The 19,728-nt window shown below is 59.3% G+C and carries 13 protein-coding genes; 1 reads left to right on the top strand and 12 read right to left on the bottom strand.

Features of this window, described 5'->3' with window-relative positions; genetic code table 11:
* The 8 genes from GGR36_RS14890 to GGR36_RS14855 form a co-directional block, all read right to left on the bottom strand.
* Window positions 1-4,797, bottom strand: coding sequence for a protein NO VEIN domain-containing protein (locus GGR36_RS14890; RefSeq protein ID WP_183635582.1), 4,797 nt, complete (start codon window positions 4,795-4,797; stop codon window positions 1-3).
* A gap of 513 nt (window positions 4,798-5,310) precedes the next feature.
* Complete coding sequence (locus GGR36_RS14885; RefSeq protein WP_183635581.1) at window positions 5,311-5,919, bottom strand: hypothetical protein; 609 nt, start codon at window positions 5,917-5,919, stop codon at window positions 5,311-5,313.
* 86 nt (window positions 5,920-6,005) lie between these two features.
* Entirely contained in the window at window positions 6,006-7,034 is a 1,029-nt protein-coding gene (locus tag GGR36_RS14880) for a metallophosphoesterase (protein WP_183635580.1), read from the bottom strand.
* A complete protein-coding gene (locus GGR36_RS14875; protein WP_183635579.1) occupies window positions 7,024-8,118 on the bottom strand; it encodes a hypothetical protein in 1,095 nt (364 codons plus the stop codon). Before GGR36_RS14875 ends, GGR36_RS14880 begins: the two co-directional genes overlap by 11 nt.
* Window positions 8,119-8,201: 83 nt before the next feature.
* Window positions 8,202-10,055 (bottom strand): TniQ family protein, encoded by a 1,854-nt coding sequence (locus GGR36_RS14870; RefSeq protein ID WP_183635578.1) that lies wholly within the window; start codon window positions 10,053-10,055, stop codon window positions 8,202-8,204.
* On the bottom strand, window positions 10,052-11,071 hold the full coding sequence (locus tag GGR36_RS14865; protein ID WP_183635577.1) for a TniB family NTP-binding protein: 1,020 nt from the start codon (window positions 11,069-11,071) through the stop codon (window positions 10,052-10,054). The genes GGR36_RS14870 and GGR36_RS14865 overlap by 4 nt, the downstream gene beginning before the upstream one ends.
* The gene (locus GGR36_RS14860; protein WP_183635576.1) at window positions 11,068-13,035 is read right to left on the bottom strand and encodes a hypothetical protein; all 1,968 of its coding nucleotides are present in this window, start codon (window positions 13,033-13,035) and stop codon (window positions 11,068-11,070) included. The genes GGR36_RS14865 and GGR36_RS14860 overlap by 4 nt, the downstream gene beginning before the upstream one ends.
* On the bottom strand, window positions 13,032-13,805 hold the full coding sequence (locus tag GGR36_RS14855; protein WP_183635575.1) for a hypothetical protein: 774 nt from the start codon (window positions 13,803-13,805) through the stop codon (window positions 13,032-13,034). Before GGR36_RS14855 ends, GGR36_RS14860 begins: the two co-directional genes overlap by 4 nt.
* Window positions 13,806-13,939: 134 nt before the next feature.
* Between GGR36_RS14855 and GGR36_RS14850 the strand changes: the two genes are divergently transcribed.
* Complete coding sequence (locus GGR36_RS14850) at window positions 13,940-14,698, top strand: hypothetical protein (RefSeq protein ID WP_183635574.1); 759 nt, start codon at window positions 13,940-13,942, stop codon at window positions 14,696-14,698.
* Window positions 14,699-15,052: 354 nt separating this feature from the next.
* Here GGR36_RS14850 and GGR36_RS14845 read toward each other — a convergent pair whose 3' ends face one another.
* The 4 genes from GGR36_RS14845 to GGR36_RS14830 all read right to left on the bottom strand — a co-directional run bounded on the left by GGR36_RS14845 (window position 15,053) and on the right by GGR36_RS14830 (window position 19,718).
* The gene (locus GGR36_RS14845; RefSeq protein ID WP_183635573.1) at window positions 15,053-16,150 is read right to left on the bottom strand and encodes a hypothetical protein; all 1,098 of its coding nucleotides are present in this window, start codon (window positions 16,148-16,150) and stop codon (window positions 15,053-15,055) included.
* A gap of 103 nt (window positions 16,151-16,253) precedes the next feature.
* On the bottom strand, window positions 16,254-16,976 hold the full coding sequence (locus tag GGR36_RS14840) for an HNH endonuclease (RefSeq protein ID WP_183635572.1): 723 nt from the start codon (window positions 16,974-16,976) through the stop codon (window positions 16,254-16,256).
* A complete protein-coding gene (locus tag GGR36_RS14835) occupies window positions 16,973-18,736 on the bottom strand; it encodes a GmrSD restriction endonuclease domain-containing protein (protein ID WP_183635571.1) in 1,764 nt (587 codons plus the stop codon). Before GGR36_RS14835 ends, GGR36_RS14840 begins: the two co-directional genes overlap by 4 nt.
* Window positions 18,737-18,773: 37 nt before the next feature.
* On the bottom strand, window positions 18,774-19,718 hold the full coding sequence (locus GGR36_RS14830; RefSeq protein ID WP_183635570.1) for a hypothetical protein: 945 nt from the start codon (window positions 19,716-19,718) through the stop codon (window positions 18,774-18,776).
* Between the last annotated feature and the right edge of the window lie 10 nt (window positions 19,719-19,728).

Below are 19,728 nucleotides of genomic sequence, written 5' to 3'. Positions count from 1 at the left end.
TTACTCGTAGCTCAGCGTCATCGTTGAGGGGTTGAATACCTTGCTGAAGGACAGCCTCCCGTCCGCGAACTCGATGTGCAGTTTCTTGAAGCGCCCGCTGCCCTTCACTTTGGTGATTCTCCCCTTCCCATCATTCTCAATGGTGACAAACATGCCGACCTCCGGGCAAAGGGGCTTTGCGGCGACCGTCTTGGCCATTGCCTTCCAACCCTTGTCGAAGCGAAACTGCGTCGTTAGCCCAAAGGGGTCCTGCACCAGGAACAGCTGACGACGGTTGTCGTCAGTAGCATGCTCGACTACGCAGAGCCAATACCGCCTTCCGGCTGAGAACGCCTTGGCGAGTTCGGTGGGTGTTAACGCAACCCCTTCCTCGGTCCAAGCGCCACCCTGACCTTTAACCTCGATGTATTCCTCGCCGCCATCCATGGCGATGGCCTTGACGTCAAAGCCGGCGTTTCCGGGTGGCATCACTTCTGCAGACTTCCACTGCGGCGCAGCCTTCTCAAGAAAATAGGTGACCGCAGCTTGTTCAACAGCGAGATTCCATTTTGCGGCCTCGGAGTTCGACTCCGCGTCTGGCGGTACCGACGGCTTCGTTGGGTCGGAGGTGTCTGCGTAGCTAAGCAGCCGTCCTCTCTTCGTTCGCGCTGGCCTGGCCTTTTGCGCTCGATGTCCTACTTGTGGACCACCGCGATAAGTCCCCGTACTGACCTGTGCTGGCGCTAGTCCTCCCTCGGAAGCGCCATTCCGACTGCCTCTTGGCGTGTACGCACCTTCGGACGCCTGTCCGCCTGCAGCACCTCCATTCCTAGCAGTGCCAGGCGATTTCGGCGTGGGCGTAGATGCAGTAGGCACACTGGAGTCACACCTTGGTGAACTGCTGCCGTCCGTGGCGCTCGCGACGAGTTGCGACGAACTGTTTCCGGCAGAACCTGCGCGTGAACATATATCGCCTGCTGCCGACTTGGAGAGCGGCGCAAAGTTCTTGTCCAGACCCTCATCTGCAGGCGGACGAGGCTCAGTACCTGCGGCGCCCAGTGGCAGTGATGCTGGGCTAGGAACCGTTGCAGCAGGCTCCGTCGCGGGAGCTGTTAGTGCAGTCGTCTTGACCTCGGTGTCCTCGCTCTCCTGACTAGGCGGCACTGCTAGCGCTGGCGGTGCAAGACCGAATGCTCGGTCCAGCGCGAGCGTTTCCTCAGGCGGGAGTGCGCTGACGTTACGCAGTCGGAGGTACGCTTCCGCGTCCTGCACTGTCGGTGAAATCAACACCCGGCTGATGATGTCGGTGAGCACAACTGGCAGTCGCAAAAGCTTGCGGACTTCTAATGCCACTTGGTCCAAATGCGAAGGGGCTTCCGCGTGGAGCAAGAGTTCAGCTCCTCGTCGAGCCACTGGACCGGTCGTCCTGCGCACAGACGCACCAAGCGTTACATCAAGCACCAAGTCCTGAACGATGACAACCTCAAGGTTATGCAGCTCTTCAAACAGCTTCTCCTTGATGGCCGTCTCAAAGCGCTGTTGGTTATGCTCATAAACCACGCGAGCGAAACACACGAACATGTCCCGCAGCTTTTGAGTGAGTCGCTCGCTAGATGTCCCCTCAATGCCAGGTGCGACTGCTATCGTTAACGACGAAGAAAGAGTTCGGACTCCCGACTTGTTGAGAAGTAGTTCGACTGCGGACCAATCATCCCGCGCAAGGGTCAACAAGGAAACGTCCGGTGAGTCCTTGAAGAGCGCGGCGTATTCAGGCGCATCGTTGAAGTACAGCGCAGCAGAGTTCGCAACAAGTTTTCCGCGGTGACTAAGAAAGAGCTGCTGCGACTCGAACCGCCCCAGCCACGCGGGCGGTGGGCTAGGCGGATTGGTAGATGACTGCAAGGCGAGTTCGCGACTCAGGCGTCTGTAGATAACGCGGGCAATGTCTTCGCGCTCACTTTTCGACTCCACCCCCTCAAGTTCCGCGAGCGCGTCTACCCACTTGGTCAGTTCCAGTTCGGGTGGAACATGCAGCAAGCGGGTAAAGAAATTCGAGTAGTCGACGTACTGCGTACTCAGCGGGGGATGCCGTGTATCGAGGAAGCGCACGTTCGTTGGACGCCAACACGCATCGCTCGGTAGAACCCATGTGAGGCTGTCACCTCGCCCAAGAGCGATGAGCGCTTCGCTTGCGAAGGCGGCTTTAATCGTGGGCCCGTCGATGTTCCAGAGGTCCTCAAGCCGTCGGTAGATGCGTCGTATCTGCTCTTTGGTAGTGCCGCCTTCGGCGCGAATCTGGCGGAGCCGCTTGAGACACGCGTTGGCATCCACCTTGTAAGTGATGCCGCACGAAGCAAGGAAGCGCTCATCCGAAACGTCAGCATCCACGTACGTAAGGTTTCCGCCCAGGAGGTCACTCACCTCGGGACGGTCGTGATAGGTTTGCTCCAGCGGCACCGTCACTCGACGTCGGGTCGGTGCGGCAGTTGCTCGCAACGCCGCCGCGAACTGCGTCCGCTGCGTCTGGAAAACCGACCTCCCTGAACGAGCTTGATATGTCGTCAGGTGACTGTATCGACTCCAGTGCTTGTTCAAACACTCAAGAGTCTCCCTCCGCACCGCTTTGTCTTCAGCCGTCAGCAGCGCAGAGAGTTCGTCGCTGCAAGCAACATCACCCGTGACCTGAGGGACGACCTGTGGAGCGTCGTGCACCCCGATTCGAATGAAGAACTCACGCCACCGCTGAAGGTCAGCTGCAGTTTCCTCCTTGTCAGACCTACCCGCCGACTTGACGATGTACTTTTCGGACAACAACTTCTTAGGGGGAAGCTGGTCGCCTAGCAAGCCTTCAATATCGAAGGCCGGACGATATTCTTTGCCCAAGTAAATTGAGTCTGGCCGGCCAAAGTACCAGGAACCATCTTCTTCATACTTGTTGCACAAGTACAACCCTGTGCGAAGTGTCTTCAGGGCTGTTTCTTCTGACTGACCATCACGAGCTTTGGCTAGATAGGCGTCGAGCTTATCGCGGAGATAGCGGATATGCCCAAGAAGCGCTACTCGGTCCGCCTTCTTAAACCCGTCGGGTGTGTGGTGTGGCAAAACGTGGTGCTGGACGAGTTCGTACGGCTCGTCGTGTTGAACCCCAAGGCTATCCAGGAGAGCAAGTACATCCGGGGATATCTCACGAGCCCGAGCATGGAACTCGCCATCAACAACGGTAAGCAGGTGCTCGAAGCCGTACTTCTCAGCTGAACTCAAGGGATAGAAGACTGCGTCGCTCTGCGGCGTTGCCATCTTCCCACCTGCGGCAGGAATGCAAGGCAGCTTCAACATTTCTTTGACGTAGTCGTCCCGCATTGGCGACTTTGCAATGTACTCGTAGAACCGAACCTTCCACGTTAAGTCCTTACCCTTTAGCCATTCGCTGCGCTTGCCGAAGAGCTCAAGCACCTCCTGGATGAAAAGCGTACGGCATGACAATCGCTCAAGGCCGCCTTCCGGTGCCACGAAACCAGGCGTCGGGTAGTCAGCCCCGAACAGCGTCACTGCGTCGGCCGAAGTAAAGAGTTCGCGGATTGCATCAGATGCCAGCAACACCTTCGACGGTTTGCGCCAACCACCTCCTTCAACAGGAATGCAGGCGACCTCCTTAAGCGCGTCAACGGTCTGCGCCACGACAGGGGCGAAGAACGGGTCCACGACATCACTTTTTTTGGGTAAGAACCGCAGGTAGCTCAGCGCCAGTGCCGGATGCCGCTTGAACTCCTCGACTGCGGCTACGAACGCCGGAGCAATTGAATCGCGCAGACGTCGATTCCAAGGCAGTTCCTCGTGTACGCCCTCGCGACTGGAGATAAGGACGAAGTCCGCCTGGATGCAAAAAGAGAAACCGAAACTACGGATGGGAAGAAAGGCATAGGTCGGGCACCCCTCAACCGGTGCCGCAGCGCCGTCGTCTGAAAGGGGAAAGGCAAGCACGACGTCAACACGTTCAACTTTCTCCCGCTTCGGCTCAACGATGTCTGCCATGTCAAGCGAGTACTTTGAGCGGAGGTACGTCGACGTCTCTCTCGACTCAGCCTCACCAGCACGCTTACTGACTACTGTCAGCGCGCTGAGGAAGTTGTCATCCGCTCGCTCATAGCGGAAGGTGCCATCGTTCGTGTGAACTTCGAGCAGGCGAAGTTTCTCCAAAAACAGGAGCAACGTCGCGTTGATGTCACCCAGAAGCTCTGGCGAGAATTCGCTTCCTGCCCTAGCCGGAAGAACGACAGTGGTGACTCTCTCATCGTCTTCTGCCCGGGGGGCCACCCAATGGGGAACGACATAGCCCAACTGGTCGTTGGGGTCGGTCAAGTCGAACCGGAAGTGATAGCCATTGGAGTGAATCTCCGGCGTGTCCGTGACCTTGAACACCGACTTGAAGCCGATTCCCTTCTCTCCGATGTAACCGACCTTGTTCTTCTTTGAACTCTCGCCAGCGCTGCAAAGCGCACGAACGTTGTCAGACGAAAAGCCGATTTCGTTGTTCGAGACTACGATTTCTCTAGAGGTCAATCGAAATGCAAGAGACGGAGCGACACCGGGAGCGTAGCGGTTGTCATCGGCGTTTTGGAGCAACTCGAGCAAGAAGTGCGACTCTTTTGAGTTGAGGTCCTTTGCGACCGTCTCCAAGAGATTCCGGTATTTTCGAACCATTCGGTCGACGACTTCCCGGCCATCTCCAACGAGCTCGGCTCCGATGCCAAACTCGTACCGCCTGATATGTTCGATGACGGCTTTGGGTGTAGTCGAGCCTTCCATTTCGGTAGCCATGCTCGTCGCTTTATCGATTGGTTTGTTGGCGTGCCGGTAGCACTCATGTCGACAATTGTCAGACTGCCATACCGGACGGAGGACGAGCCAGCTCAAAGTTAGGAGTCGTTAGGCCCCATCGCACACCATGAGAGTCAGGACCTAGCCACGGTTTTCGATTTCGGACATTTCATGTGCTGCCGTAGGAGCATGGACCACCGATAAATCAGCTACGCTCGCAGCCCCGCAAGGGTGCTAGGAAAAACTGACCCGCAACTGGGCTCCGAGCCACGTTTTCGCCAGCAATGTAGACAACGTGCGGCAACTGAGGTCGGCACCGCGCGCTGGCGTGCATTTCACTGCATCTGTCTGGTTGTGCTCTCTTAGCAACGCCGGCCAGTCAACGCGCCAAGTCTCCGACGACCCTCGCCAGCATTACAAGCACTTGGCCACGTTGCGACGACGAAGTCCTTCACGGTGAATTCGAGGAGCCTATCTAGTCGGCACAGCACGCGTTCGCGGCCGATGCGGCACTCACGCAACCCAAGCGCCAAGAATCTCACTCAGTGTGTCGCGGGACAGCAGGGCCTTTCGTTCTTTTCGGGATACCTCGGCGTATGGCCGAACGCGGACAAACACAAATTGCGCACCGCGACCCGCCCGTTCACGCAGGCGTTCTTGCAGCCGCATACAAACCTCAGGCGCGTCATCGACAAATAGGGTGACGTCAATGTTTCTTCTCAGCCGTAACGCAGACGCTGGCAGCGGCTGACAGTAGGCCTCCCGGCCCTCGTGACGCAGCCTCTCGACTTGTTCCAGTGCTTCGGACGCCCAATTGCGCAACCAGCGTTGTGTCGCGTCGGGAAGGTCACTCAACCACGCCGCTGCGCTTTCCAGTCGCTCTGCGCAGCGTTCGTAGTCCGAGGGCTCCAGCACCGTGCGGTCACCGTCAGGCGTCGGTCCATAGAGTGAGAGGCGGCCGTACTCCTGCCTGAGTGACGAAAACATCCGGTCCGGTTCATCGAGCGCGCCCTCCAACTGGGCCACAACGTCAGCGGTGATGCGTCGGGCCGCTTCGACATTCGCGTCAAAGCAACGTCTGGCGCAGTCCCCCAAAATGTCATCTCTCGCGACATGGGCCACGAGTTCCTTGGAGTTCGCCGCAAGGGCAGTGGTTTCCGAAGCCGCAGGCTGAACGAGGCTCCTGACGACGGTCCGATTCCCTTCGCTTAGCTCGACGATGGCGTGCGGATTGACGCTACAGCATCGCCACGATACGGCTGCTCTCGAAGCAAACCTTTGCGGCGGGCCACATCGTCCTCGGTCAGCGGAACCCCGAAGAGCGAAAACGCCTCGATGTCCCGTTCAGTGAACGGCTTGAGCGCATAACCCCTCGGGTTGCAGACGACCCGCGTGCCATCAGCAACGAAATCCAGCGCATGATGAAGATGTCCGTGGACCCACACTGCGACGTGACGCCACGATTCTCGACTCACGGTCCGAGGGCTTGCATAGCACGCGACCCGGACGAGTCGGTCGTCTCGCTGACCCCAGGTAATGGGGTCGAGGACGTCTGCCCCGAGGCCAGCGCGTTCGAGCGAACGAAAGCTCGGGGCGTGATGAGAAACCACTACCGTTGGACCTTTGAACGGCTTCGCCAATTCCCGCTGAAGCCATGCAACGGCGCGCAGGTGCGCTTGATACGAAATGACGGGATGAAAGCGCGACAGCCGGCTGCACGCGTCCTGCGACGGTACATGCAGACCTGCCGCCTTTAGTTGTCGACGAAAGAAGGCAAGGTTGCGCGCAGAGCTATACCAGCTCCGTGCGCCAATTTCAGCGTAGTCGCGCATCTGGCGATGCGCCTGATGAACGAGGTTAGGGTGCCACTCGCCAAGCGAAGTCCACAGCGTCGCTCCGAGGAAACGCACGCCCGCAATCACTACGTGAGTGCGCTCCAGGACGTGGACCTGCGTGCCACGCGCCGCCGCACGCGCTGCCGGCAGCACTTCATCAAACTGACGCCCCCAAAACTCGTGATTGCCGAGGACATACACGACCGGCTTCCCGATGGCCGCAAGCCACGCCACCGCTTCCTCGACCGGTCCGATGTCACCCGCGGCAACGAGCACATCAAAGCCCAGCCCATCGGGCAGGGCGTAAGGCCCGGTTTCGAGATGCAAGTCCGACAGCACATGGATGCGCGGGTAAGGCCTTGCGGTCACCAGGCGCCAGAGTGCGGAATCCTTATCCGCCATCGTCGTCGTCCGGGGTGAAGGACCGAACGAAGCCGCCGATGTCGGCATGGCGAGGGTCGAGGCGGTCGGCTTGTTCAAGCGCCCAGCGCTTCCAAGATAAGAACGCCTCATCAGCGTCAACGCCACGCTTGGCAGCCATGGCGTCGACCAGCGCGCGAATCGCTTCTGATTGACGCAGCGCTTCGGAGGCCGCGAGCAACTGTTTAATTTGCGCGTTCTGCCGCCGTTGTCGGGCCTCACGTCGCGCTTGTTCCCGCGCCTCCGCTTCGCGACGCGCAGTCTCGTGCAGCGCGTCGCGACGCTCTACCAGCCACTGATGCTGCCGAATTGCCGAAGCGCGGTGCGCGAGTTCGCCGAACACGAGCGCCGACACAGCCATGTGCCGCAGCTCCTCCTCAATTCTGTGACCAGCTTCGTCGGACCAGCGGGTCGCAATCTCTTCCCACTGGGCCACTGATACCTCCAGCCGGAAGGTCAGGTTGGGGGTTCTCGTCTTCTGCCGTGCTGACTTTTTCGCATATTCAAAGACAAAGCTCAGATGCTGCTCGCCGACGCAAACGCGTGCCGAGAGTGCGTCATCGGAGACAGCAATGAGCTGAGCGTCGGTGCGTGAAATCAGGAGCCCCAGCGCATTCAGGATTTTCAGTCGCCGCTGGGCCTCGGGCGTGTCGAGCTTCGGTTTGTCCCAGTGCCACGCGCTCTCGGCGCATTTGCGCCGCCGCACCTCGTCAGCCTCCATCACCTTGGCTACCGCAGGCGTGAGCGGTTCAAGCCCCCTCGAAACACGGCCCTTTCCAATGAAACGGGACGCTTGCTCAATCAGGGCTTCGAGCGACTCAGAATAGCTGGGGGCCGGTGGCAAGTGTTCGAACTCGGCGTCGCTGGGTGGCCAGCGCCGGAATCCGAACGTGACAAGCTCCGCTTGGCCCAGCCCGCGTGCCGGCAGCGGCGGGGTGGGCGGGCGTTCATTGGATGCCGCAACGCGCGCCCAATGGCCGCGCGGCGGGACAGGAATCAGGGCACGCCGGCAGGCTTTTCCGAGCGCGACGTCAGAAATCCCAAGCGATGCAGCCAGGTGCGTCATCGGTGTCGACCAAACCTTCTGATACAAGGCTTCGCGCGTCAGTTCGACATACTCGACGCGCCCGCGACGGTTCGCTTTGCTACTCACACGACCCCGCGCCGGTCGTCGTCTGGCGCATGAGCGGTGAGCGCGCGCGCGAGGGCAGCCATGGGCACAAGACCACCGCGGCGTGTGCCGTTGGGCAGCGCTTTCATACCCTCCACCGGCACGCCTCGGCCCTCAAGGGTGCTCACCAACTTCGCTGCAGGCATCCCAACCGATGCGGCGAGTTCGCTCACCGGAACCCACTGGCTGCGGAACTCGCACAGCGCTGCGCTCGTCACCACCCGGGCCGGGCGCCCAGCAAGCTCGACAGACTCAATCCGAAGCAGCCCCAGCGAGGCCCAATGCGAAATCGCCTCGTACTTCCAACCGGTCGCGCGTTCAAGTTGCAGCAGCGTCAGACCGCTTGAAAGTGCGGCAGACCCGAGATAGCGCTTCACCTCATTGGCTGCAAAGAGCAATCCACCCAGACCATGCTCGCTGTCGCGCCCGACGGGTCGAATCTGGCCTTCAAAGATGGCCTGGTACAACGCGATGAGCGCCCTCCCGTCGAGCGTCCGGCGTGCCGTCAGTTGATTGAAGGAGAGCGTCTCGCCAAAAATCGGACTGGGCTCGATGAAGCCGATAAGGCGATGAGAGAGTTCGTCGAGGCTGGCGGCCATGACCGGGCCGCTCTTGAGAAACGTCGACCGCCAGGTGGTGTCGACGCGCACCAAGCCGGCGCGAATCAGATTCTCAAGCACAGTCTCGCTCACACCGAGCAACTCCGCCGCACGCGATTCCGGTAACCAAGCCTCGCGGCTAGCTTTCACCCGCTTGACTTCGGTGCGCTCAATCATCGCCACGGTGTAGTGCGTGCCGCGCTCACTGGCCCGCGCATGGACCTCGCCGCCGGCAATCGCGCTGGAGAGCGTCGGACTGCTCACACCAAGTTCTCGCGCTGCCTCCTGCACTGGGAGAAACATGCGGACCTTGTGGGGAGAGGGCCTCAGCACACCACCGCCGCGCAGCATGCCGTCAAATGCATCAAACACCGCGTCCGAGAAAGCCTGCCAGACCGGGGCAAAGCAGTCTTGCCCCCGACACAACGCTTGGAGCGACATGTACCAGTGACCGAGCCGACTGGCCAACCCCATGGCATTTGGCTTGCCCGCGCGAATCCGCTGTTTCACGTGAGCTTCAAAGGCGCGCGGCCAGTCGTGGAACAAGGTCAGCGTGCCATCAAGAAACGTCACCGCTTCCGATACGGTCTTCGGTTTCGCGATTTTGCTCGGCTTGATGCGCGACGAAATGTCCAAGCGCGCGGCGAGCTGAAAGAGCAGCGGCCCCAATAGCCTGTAGTCTTCCGGTCGCCCGAGTTCGGCAACGCCTTCGATGGTTCGCATGTCGCCTTGCAGTCGCGCGCTGACGAACCGGTGCATCGCGCTCAGCCCCGGCGTCTTGGCGTACGCCAATTCATAGCCACACTCGCAGTGCTCGAAACTAAAGGCCGCGTCGTGCAAGCGCTCACCGCAATCGGGGCAGTGGTCGAGAAGCTGACAGTCGTGCTCTGGACACCCCACCACGAAGATGTGTTGCCAGGCTCGCCTGAGGTAACCATATTCAGCCAAGCAGGCCGGACACACGGGCGAGACGCCAGCGCGCAGGTACTGCGGGTCATGAAGTCCCACGCCGTCCATCGCTGTCGGCATCACCTGTTCAAGCCAAACGGCATCAAGCTCCAGCGATTGGGTCAGATGCGCCTTGTTCTTCCACAACGCATTTCGCGAAGGGTTGATACCGGTGCTGCGCACCAGCGCACGCCAATCGGCGTAGCCGGACGGCCCCGCAAGCCGCCGCAAGTAGCCAATAGCGTCCTCGTCCGGACGTGGTTCGAAGAGCTCTATCAGACTCATTTCCGGCCTCTGGTCTTCCTTGGCGCCTGTTGCATCTTGCTGCGCAAGTGACCGACCTCGGCCAGACCTGGGTCCGGCGGGAGGACGATGTCGTTCTCTGCAAGCGCCGCGGACAGGACTTCCATCAGCAAATCGTCTGTGGGTGGTTGAGTTGAGAATGGGGCCGTCTCGACGCCACCCGGGGGATTGAGCTTCGAGGCCGCTGCTTGCAGCGCTGCCAGCGTGATGGGCTGTGGTGTGTCGAGCGGCTTGGCCAGTTCAACGAAGAAGCGCGCCAATAAGCCCACGTGCCCCGCGCTCACCAGGTAGGCATAGCGCACAAAAGCGTCCATCGTCATCTCGACGATGCAGCCTTCGTTCTCGAAGAGGTCGAGAAAGGCACGCACACACCCCGCAAAGTTCAATCGTTCGTCGCGTCTGTCCCATCGGTACGGCAGCAGTTCGATGGCGCGCGGAGCGCGTCCTCGCACTTGTTCGTTGCGCTGGAGAAGCGCACGCAGCCGCGGGATACCTGCCACTACGATGCTGATATTGGCGAGCTCGTTAAGGTGTTTAAACCAATCAGCGGCTTGGCGGGGCAAAATGCGGTGCCCGATATCAACTAGATGGTTACCCTCATCAAACAGAATTGCCCTAACGGATGCGTTTTTGAGCAAGTCGCACATCTCGCCGAACAGTTCTCCAGCGGTCCGAAATTTGGCGCCGCGTCGGATGCCCAGGGCCCTGATAACGTACTTCGGCAAATCTTTAAGGGCGACACCCGGTGGCAGACTGATATAGAGCACGAGAACTTGAAGACGTCCCTCAATTCTTGTAGGGGGATACGCTTCAGCGATGGTGCGCAGCATCTTCGACTTGCCTGCTTGGGTCGGGCCCAACAGCACCAATACCTCGGAAGGCAGGCCGTCGATGGTATCGGTCACCGCATCGAGAATAGCCTGACGCACCGCCACAAAGGCTGGATGTTCGATGACCAAGGTGTCGATGTTGAGTCGAAGCCATTTTGAGAGCTTCATTTGCTTGCCTGTCCTCGTGAAGACTTTGCTGCGGACCGTGCGACGGTGAACGACGGAATGGCGTCTTCGGAAATGTGCGACGAGGGCGCCAGCGGGGCCGGTGAGGTCACCGGGAGCGGATTTTCGACAGCTCGCCGAACAGCCTGCTCAGCGCGCACGGCCTGATGCTGGGCCTTCTTCGCGGCTCGGCCAGCCGGCTTGCTGAACGCTGCGGCGGCAAGGTCTCGGTCAAAGAGTTCAGCGTGAGGATGCGTCGGCAACGCTCGGACTTCGACAGCCTTGCCAGCCTTTATCGCCTTGAACTCCTTGAAGGTGTAGGCGGGGCCATCCGCCAGCGCCTCGGTGTTTACAAGGGTGAGCAATTCCCCCGACCGCTGCGAAATCACCTTAACAACCCGATAGTCGTTGGGGTCGTAGAACACCTCGACGACGGCATCGGGCCCGTACTCCTGAATCAGGCGGCGCAGGTTCTCGCCTTTGAAGCGGAATCCCTCCAACGGAATCCCGGTCTTCGGACTCAGGCTACGCGTGACCTTCAGATAAGACAGCGCAGCAACGTCTTCGCGCCTTGGTGACAAGGGCAGAGGCAACGTGTTTTCGAAGTACTGCCAGCGCGCAGCGGGCGTGAGCCCTGGGGACTCTTCCGTGTGATACGACTCGGTCACAAATCGTTGGAGGACGTGATGTGCCCAGCTCTGGTGCATCCAACGAACAATCCATTGTTCGAGCTCACGCGGTGTCATCAATGCGTCGTGAAGCGCGGCCTCCGTACGAGCACCGTCTTTTCCGTTAAAGCGCGTGCAGCCGGGCAGCGTCTGAAGCGCCTCTTTCAAGCTGCGATTGATACGTTCGACGAAGGGCTTCTTTTGGGGCGAGTTGACGGGCGTTCGCGTGAGGTTGATGCCTATCGTCGAGAGCCGGTCTATCTGAGGCCCTTTGTTCTCCGGGCCATTGTCCACAACCAGTTCAATGCAAAGCCCATAAGGGTCCACGGTTGCCTCCACACCAAGGTCTGATAGCAGCTGCCGCTTGGAGAAAAGGATGCGGGACACGCAACTGAGGGTGTCTGCCGTGGTGGGGGCCGCGAGCATGAACCACCAACCGACTACAAGCGACGTTGCGCAGTCGATTGCAATCATCAAATTGACCGTCGTGTAGATGACGCGGTGTGCACGCAACACAAAGGGCAGATTGACCGTATCCATCTCCACCCGCTGGAGCGCGCTCGCAACGTAGATTTTCTCCGCCGCAACCGCCTTGGCCGCCCGCGCAATTCGCCAGTCCAGTCGCCGAAAATCGAGGTCCGGGTTCCACATCGTCACAACGATTCGTCGGACGAACTTGTAGGTGACAGATACCCCCGGCGAGAGCAGTCCGCTGTCGCTTCCGCGTCGCGACGCTGCAAAGGCGATTTGCTGCAAATTGATACGCGACTGCGGCTGGGCGTAGAACTCGTCGACGAGCTGGAGAATCAAGTCCACCAACAGCGCCGGATATCGACCGACACGATTTCCACGAAGGTCAAACCGCGGCAGGAGCGTTTTGTTGCCCTCGATTCGCCGCCTCAACAAACGGAACATCGTGCGGTTAGAGCAAAGCGGCACTGCATTGCCGTCGGCATCCTGAAGCCCGCTGGTTTGCAACGCCAACACGGCAGCACGCGGCGTAGCTCCCTTACGAATTCGTCGCAGCAGTTCATCGACTATCAGCAGGTTGTGGTGCTGATGCAGGAGTGCAGGCGTCGTCGCGGTGGCACTGACGACCGACCCAATCGGATTCTTCTCCTGCAAGACAAACGTGCCATCCGAGATGTGCTTGCGTACATCCCGGTAACCCAACAGCTCGGTCTCCTTCGACTCGGGATTGAAGAGCTGCACCAGCTTTTCGTCTTGCAGCACACTGATGACAATCCGGGGACCGTTCGGCGTTGCGAAACGCATATCCGCGCGCAAATACCGGCTCATGGCGCAAGCAGTCCTGGTTCGAAAGGCAGGAGCGAAAGACTGGACAGGTCTCCGTGCGCCAACTCAACGATAAGGTTCGTCGATATCCGGTTGGATTTGAGGTCCGCTCGGAGCACGCCATCAAGGAACAGGCCGGGAGACGTACGAACTGAGAGGCCGGCCGCTTTCAGAACCTCTGCCAGCGGTCGCTCACCGTGGGCAAGACAATCAGCGATGGCGTCGACGCCACGTGGCGTGAGTGATTCAGTCGCGGTATGACGGAATGAAGTCAGGACGGCGGCATTCCATTCAAGAGCATCGAGCTCCTTGCGCGAGAAGCACACCACCGCAAATCCCCTGCCCGCTGTCCGCAAGATATGCGCCGCGCGTTCGACCTTCTTCCAGTACTCAGCGTCGCCGAAGAAGCGCTCGTCCTTGGCCTCGACCGCGACTTCTCGCCACACCAAACCGAAGTTGAAGTCGGGGGTGTAGTCGCGCTTCGTTGCCTCGGTCTTCTTTCGCGCCTCCCTCGCCGTCTGGAGCGCTTCGCGTGTCGTAAAGATTTGGCCCGTTTCAACGTCAAGCGTGAAGGGTTGGGCCACGACCCTACGGACGTTCGGGTCGACGTCAGCAAGTTGCACCGCGGTTCGCTCAAGTCGCGATTCCAACGCGATGATTCCCGACGCCTTTAGGCTGTCGTACATGTACGCGTGTCGGCCGCCGACGGTGGCAAGCTTGCGGATGCCTTGCTCAACCTCGGCAGACGGTCCTTTGTTTGTTTTCCGTTTCATCGGCAAACAAAGTATACTAAGGCTGATTGGCTCGCAAGAGGTACGTTCGCCTTAACGGCATGGTGAACCAGGATTGAGCCCTAGAATCGGGGCTTCGCAAGTGCGCTGCAGATGGAGTTGAGATGGGTCGTCGTGTGCTGATGGATGCCGAAAATCCCTTGTGGCCGCAGTGGCTTGCTCAGGGGAAATTAATCGCAGCCATAATCGACGACGCGCCGGGGAGCGCAGCTACAGTTGCTGAAACGCAGCAGAGCATCCTCGACAAGACTGGGCTTGATGCGCGCACCGCACGGCGGTTTGAGCGCCTCTACCGCTTTCTCGCGAGCGAGTATCCGGAAGCGCTCAACGGCAAACCCCTTGCCGCCGGCTCAGTGGCGGTTGCCGAGTTGGCAAAATTGCACGACTGCTCGCCGAGCGCTGCGCGCGAGCTAGCCACCGAGGTGTTCACGGGTACTCTTCCTGCAGACGGCATTCGCGCGCGTCTCGACGAAGCGCTCGCTCAGAGCACAGCGTCGGTTCGACATCGGCGGCTGAGTACGTCGCGACGGGTCGCAGAGTTTGAACGCGACGCGGTGGAACGGATACGACGGAACCCGGAATTGCTTGGCTTGGGTCCGGTCGACGAACTACAGGTCACGCCATCTGGTCGTCCGCTGATGCCTGACATGGTGCTCTTGCAGCAAGGGCTTCGCATCGCGGTAGAGGTGAAAGCCGCTGGGCAGCAAGCGCCCATGCATGTGGTCGGCGGCTATCTGGCGCGACTCGCGCAACTGCTACAGCGCTACGACCGTGCCGTCCTCGTGTTGCCTTCGGATTGCGTCGAGTTGGCCAATCTCGCGCATGCGCTTCAGGACGAGTGGGCGCCAAGTCCGATTCACGTGGTGTGCTTGTAACCGGCGCTTGTTGGGCAGAGTACTGGAAGTACTCACTTACCAGTCTTTGCTGGACTGGCGCACTTCGTGTCCAAACCGTGCTACCGACCGCGAGGGCTCAGTGCTCCAGACTTCGCTCCGTCGCAATTCGCCGACGTTTTCGGGGAGCACATCATGAGCAAGTCGACCAAAACAGCGCCTAATCATCAGCCCAAATCGACACCGAACGGGCAACAGGGAGCCAAACCCGCTCCTTGCGTTGATAGTCGCGGCCGCCCGTTGAATCAACACCCAGGCGGAAATTGGCCGAGCACCACCGGTGAAGTGTCCGGGGGAAACCGAAGTAACGCTGAACCGCGCAACTAGCAGCCCGCTTCAAGCGCGTTCTGAATACTGATAGCGCTTGTCACGGGCGGCACGCCGGTGAAACTCAAGCCAGAAGGCGTACCTTGATTCCGCCCAGTCCTCGAAGCAGCCAAATCCATGCGGATAGGACTGGGCATGTTCAAGTAGCTCACAGCCGAGAGTCCCGAGCAGATTCAGATGCCGCGCAGCAGCGCGACGAGCCTTGAGCCCCTCGGCCTGGTCTTCATTAAGAAGCGCTGCAGTAAGTCTTTTCAGAAGCTTATCGGTTGGAGACTTCGTGCCCGCACTCCAGCGCTTTAGTGTTGAGATGTCCGGGCTGTCATCACCCAAGTTCGCGGCATCCAGAATTTCATTCATCGACGAAGCGCCAACTGTTTCGCAGAGCCAGTCGTAGAACAGACTCGTCGGATTACGTCCTAGGGCTTTGCGGGTGGGTATGACGTCCGCGAGCGCGGACCTAAACTCGCCGCTGCTCCCGGACATGGCGTTCCACTCACAGGCCATCAAGAAGGCGAAGTGCGCTTCCAAGGCAAACGCATACCTGAGGACGTTCACCTCTTCGAAGCTCCTCGTATCGCGAAGCCGTTCAAGCGCTTCAGGCCAAAGGACATGCGCCCACAACTCGTCTTGGGCCAAGTAATCTGCGGTGTCGGACACACTCCTTTTCATTGCAACAAACTCAGCAACACGGCTTGCCCGCTCTGCAATCACCAAAAACGCGTGGGGCGGTGACAACGGGTTCGGGTAATCCCAAGCGAGCAGGGTTTGGTGCCAGGGTCCCGTCCGAGCCAGCTCCACTGCATGACCATCTCCTCCTCGCATCGCTTCTTCAAACTGCTCTCGTAGCCCATCGGGCAAACCAAACCAGTCGTGCAGCTCACGAATGAGCATGGGGTCGAACGCCTGTTTCCCTTGGCTCATGCGCTGCAGACGCTTGTAAAGATGGGATGCGCCTTGGTCCGAGAACATCCGGGAGAACGGCGCACCAAGCAGACGCCAGATGACCTCAGGGTCGAGCATGCAGAAGCCCGTCAGCTCGACTGGTTTCGGTTTTCCTTGAAACGGGTTGTTGAATCTGGCAGTACGCGAAGGGTTTCGGGATTTCATTCACAGGGCCGTTGTATGGGGCGTTAGTCGCTTCGTCTTTGGTATGGCGTATTCCTGTGGAGTTTTTCCAGGACGCACCTGCCTATTCCAATTAAGCACCTTGTCAGCCTGAACGACGCAGTTCGTTCTCCCGATGGAATGCCAAGTAGTGAAGGTGTGAATCGCGAAGGCCGTTGACCTGCCAATCCGCGGACACGCCCAGCTGAACACGCGCGGCTGGAGGCAACGCATCGGATATCACCACGTCGCCGTTTTCAGCGAACGATATCCACCCTCCATCGAACAGCGCATCGACGTGAGGGGCGAGCAGGAGGCCATTGAAGACGTCCAGACGCTCGTCGTCGTTGTCACACTTGGCCCACGGTTTGATATGCGATGCCCGCAGGAGATGGGGCACAGCCAAACCAGTCACGCAGCATGCACCCTGCCAATAGTCGAGCAATGCATCTCGAAACATGCCTTGCCCAACACGTTGCACCACGAGACGCTCAGCCTCCGTCGCGGTCGGCAGCTTCGCCGTTTGAGCGCGAAAAGCATCGGCGATGCGATTCGGCAGCGTCCGAGCGTGAGCGGCTGTCGTCCTCAAGATTCGGTAGAGCTCATTGAAACCGGCGACACTGACCGGACCCTCGTCTTCTGAGCGGCCAAGAAGAACAGGCGTCGATGGCACCAGAAGAAACGATGACGGCCCGGTCTGTCGCACGATGACCGTTTCCGGAAACCTGGCCGAACACATTTCGAGCCCGTCGTCCAGGCACCGAGGCTGCATCTCAAATCCGCAGTCCGCAGCGGCTTTTTCGAGGCGCAACCTATCCAGCGGTGTCATGTACTCGCGCCAGACAGCGTTTCATACCCTTGCCGAATGATGTTGGCGATGAGCGGTCGCCGCGCTGCAAGAAATTCGTCATAGCTCAGCGTCCACCAATTCTGTGGCAGGGCATGCCATCGCATCATCGCAGTGAGCGTCTCGGTGTCGAAGCGCTCGGCATACTTCCCCCAATACGACGACGGTGCAGCATCTGAGATGGCAATGTTGTCATCCCACTCAACCAGTGCGTAGTTCGCAATCTGGTTGATATCGCGCACGCTGTCTATTCCCTTGCCCTTCAGGTACTTCTTCGGAAAAAGGTGGTGGCGTTCGAGTGCTTTCTTTTGTCCCTGCGCTGGAGGGTCCAGCAAATCAACGACTGAGCTATTCGAGAACAGCGCTCTGGCGCCCAGCAACGCCTGCGCTGCATAGAAGCCGAACAAGGCTGGGCTGCGACCGGCCGACGTCGCCAGGTCCATGGGCAGGGTCTTGGTCCAGTAGTCGTCGGTAAGCGTGTTGGTCTCGACCGCCTCTAACCGAGCAAGGAACTGGTCAGACGACTTCAGTTCCCGCAGCTCAGCAAGGTCTTGCTCCATCCGAGACTCAGGCGATGACGTAAACCGCCCCGTGAGCAGCGACATAAACAGCCAGCGCGCAATTGCCTTGCGCAACTTGAAACCCTCAACGTCATACTCGGTGCGACCAAGCAAGTACAGCTGATATGCGAAGACCAAAGCGTTCACCGAACTGATGTGCTTGGCGCTGCGATAGCCCGCGAGGCGAACGACGTTCAGGAAGTCCGCCCAGTAGGTCAAGTTCAGCACCCTTGCTTGAGCATCCCGTAGCTTGCTGAACTGGTCGGCCCGCTTCTCGGGGCTGGACTCCCCGGAGGCCAAATCCTTACCCCGCAGCAACGAATAGACATGCTCCAGCCGAGCGCGACGGAAGGCCACGCCAACGTCTACCCGCAACAAGTGGTCCGGGTCCGGTTGAAAGATGGCGTTAAAGGGGCTGGCCTGACCTGCTAGCCCAGGCTGTCGCGCCGCACGACAGAAGGTCTCCAGCTCGGTGCGGCCTTCATCCCAGAAGACGGACATCAACGTCAGGATGAAGTCCGATTGGTTGAGCTTCTTCCCTTCGCTGTTGATGCGAACAAAGACATCGGCGACTTGTTCTTCACTGCACTGCTGTGAAAGCTCCAACGCGATGAAGGGAAAGTTGGTGAGCCCAGCCAAGCGACCGATGGCCTCGGCCACCTGCTCCTCCTCCTCGTCGGAAACGAGGCGCGATGCCGTCAAACGCTTGAGATACTCCCCGATGGTCTTGTGCGTTGGCCGGCTGAACACCTCAGAAATATCCAGGATGTACTCCGGGTCACGCTCTGTCGTTGCATCTGGCACCGCAAACGTACCGCTCTGCGGGCGGAATGCGATGCGGATATGCTCGCGTTCAAAGTTCTCACGCAACACCGCTTCGCGCCGAATAACGGCATACAAGGAGGTCAAGCGCTGCTGGCCGTCGACGATGAGAAGAGAGGGCGCCTTCTGCTTGTGCGTGTCACCGATAACCTTCGCGTCCACTCCCTCGGCGCCGGTCTCCCAGAACAGGAAGAAACCCACCGGGTAGCCGCGGTACATCGAGTCAAACAGGTCGCGGACCTTGGCGTTGCTCCACACGAACGGGCGCTGGATATCAGGAAGGCCAATCTGGCCCATGCTGATGCCATTGACCAACCCGCCCAAGGTGTAGCGGACCTCTTTGAACAAAGTCTCAAGCATCTTCGACTGCCCCCAGTGCACTTACCAATCAAATCAACTACCAGGAAACTTTCATCACCCGAGCATCCGCCGTCGGCTCTAGTCGAACTTTGAACCCCAGAACCGTAAGCAGTTGAATCATCAGCTCGTCAGGAAATGGGCTCGTCCCGATGGGCTCGCCTGAGGAGACAAACTTCGTCATCTCGTTTTCCCCCCATCGTTCGGGTTTCATGGGGAGGCTCATCAGCAGAAACTCTGTCTCCCTCAGCCCGCGGTCGGCATCTCGTTGATAACAGAGCCCCATCCTCTCCATCAGCCAAGCACCTCCTTGACTGACCATCCATGAGGGCGCCTGATGCAGCGCGGTGAAGCGTGCGTCGACCACATCGATAGGCTGCCAACTCCCATTTAGGCTGCAAACGATTTGGTCCTTCTGGTCGCTCTCCAGATGTCGAATTACATGCAACCTTATGAATAACTCGTCGTTCGGACGGAGCGCAATGCTCTTGTCTGTGCGAAGGTCATGGGTCAACTCAAGCAGACGCTGCTCATCTTGACGCTCAAGCGCGTCACCCAATTGGCTTCTGTAGTGCTCAGTCCCTGGAATCGATGCCACTCTGCTGAGCATCTTGCTGACAACTCTTGAGGTCGTAATCCAACGTTTTGAAGAATCTCGGATGTAGCACTCATAACCCATGCCCTGAAGTCGCTCGATAAGCTTGGACTCGACTTCTGTCGTGATAAACGCAGAGTCGACTTCTATGTCTGCAGCCTTCGCACCCACCAAAGCGGACTTGATGGCAGCGCGAACGAAAGTCGCTATGGTGGTATCAACCAGCTTGCGAATTCGCTCGCGCTCTTCTTGAGCTCGCCGCAGCCTTTCCTCTTCAAGCCTTCTGAGTTCTTCCTCCTTCAAGCGCTTCGCCTCCTCCTCCTTGCGCTGCCGCTCGAGGCGCTCTTCGGCCTCCCTTGAACGCTTCCTCAGCCAGTCAGGATTGACCATGGTTGTTGCC

Origin of the sequence: Niveibacterium umoris, assembly GCF_014197015.1 — a bacterium.
Taxonomy (GTDB): Bacteria; Pseudomonadota; Gammaproteobacteria; order Burkholderiales; family Rhodocyclaceae; genus Niveibacterium; species Niveibacterium umoris.
The sequence above is the reverse complement of the archived record's forward strand: the minus strand, read 5'-3'. Positions and strand labels throughout refer to the sequence as shown.

What these genes read in the sequence shown, in the direction of transcription:
- GGR36_RS14880 (WP_183635580.1), bottom strand. Translation starts at nt 7,034, where the DNA reads ATGGCGGATAAGGATTCCGCACTCTGGCGCCTGGTGACCGCAAGGCCT.
- GGR36_RS14875 (WP_183635579.1), bottom strand. Translation starts at nt 8,118, where the DNA reads ATGACGCACCTGGCTGCATCGCTTGGGATTTCTGACGTCGCGCTCGGA.
- GGR36_RS14860 (WP_183635576.1), bottom strand. Translation starts at nt 13,035, where the DNA reads ATGAGCCGGTATTTGCGCGCGGATATGCGTTTCGCAACGCCGAACGGT.
- GGR36_RS14855 (WP_183635575.1), bottom strand. Translation starts at nt 13,805, where the DNA reads ATGAAACGGAAAACAAACAAAGGACCGTCTGCCGAGGTTGAGCAAGGC.
- GGR36_RS14845 (WP_183635573.1), bottom strand. Translation starts at nt 16,150, where the DNA reads ATGAAATCCCGAAACCCTTCGCGTACTGCCAGATTCAACAACCCGTTT.
- GGR36_RS14835 (WP_183635571.1), bottom strand. Translation starts at nt 18,736, where the DNA reads ATGCTTGAGACTTTGTTCAAAGAGGTCCGCTACACCTTGGGCGGGTTG.
- GGR36_RS14830 (WP_183635570.1), bottom strand. Translation starts at nt 19,718, where the DNA reads ATGGTCAATCCTGACTGGCTGAGGAAGCGTTCAAGGGAGGCCGAAGAG.
- GGR36_RS14865 (WP_183635577.1), bottom strand. Translation starts at nt 11,071, where the DNA reads ATGAAGCTCTCAAAATGGCTTCGACTCAACATCGACACCTTGGTCATC.
- GGR36_RS14890 (WP_183635582.1), bottom strand. Translation starts at nt 4,797, where the DNA reads ATGGCTACCGAAATGGAAGGCTCGACTACACCCAAAGCCGTCATCGAA.
- GGR36_RS14840 (WP_183635572.1), bottom strand. Translation starts at nt 16,976, where the DNA reads ATGACACCGCTGGATAGGTTGCGCCTCGAAAAAGCCGCTGCGGACTGC.
- GGR36_RS14870 (WP_183635578.1), bottom strand. Translation starts at nt 10,055, where the DNA reads ATGAGTCTGATAGAGCTCTTCGAACCACGTCCGGACGAGGACGCTATT.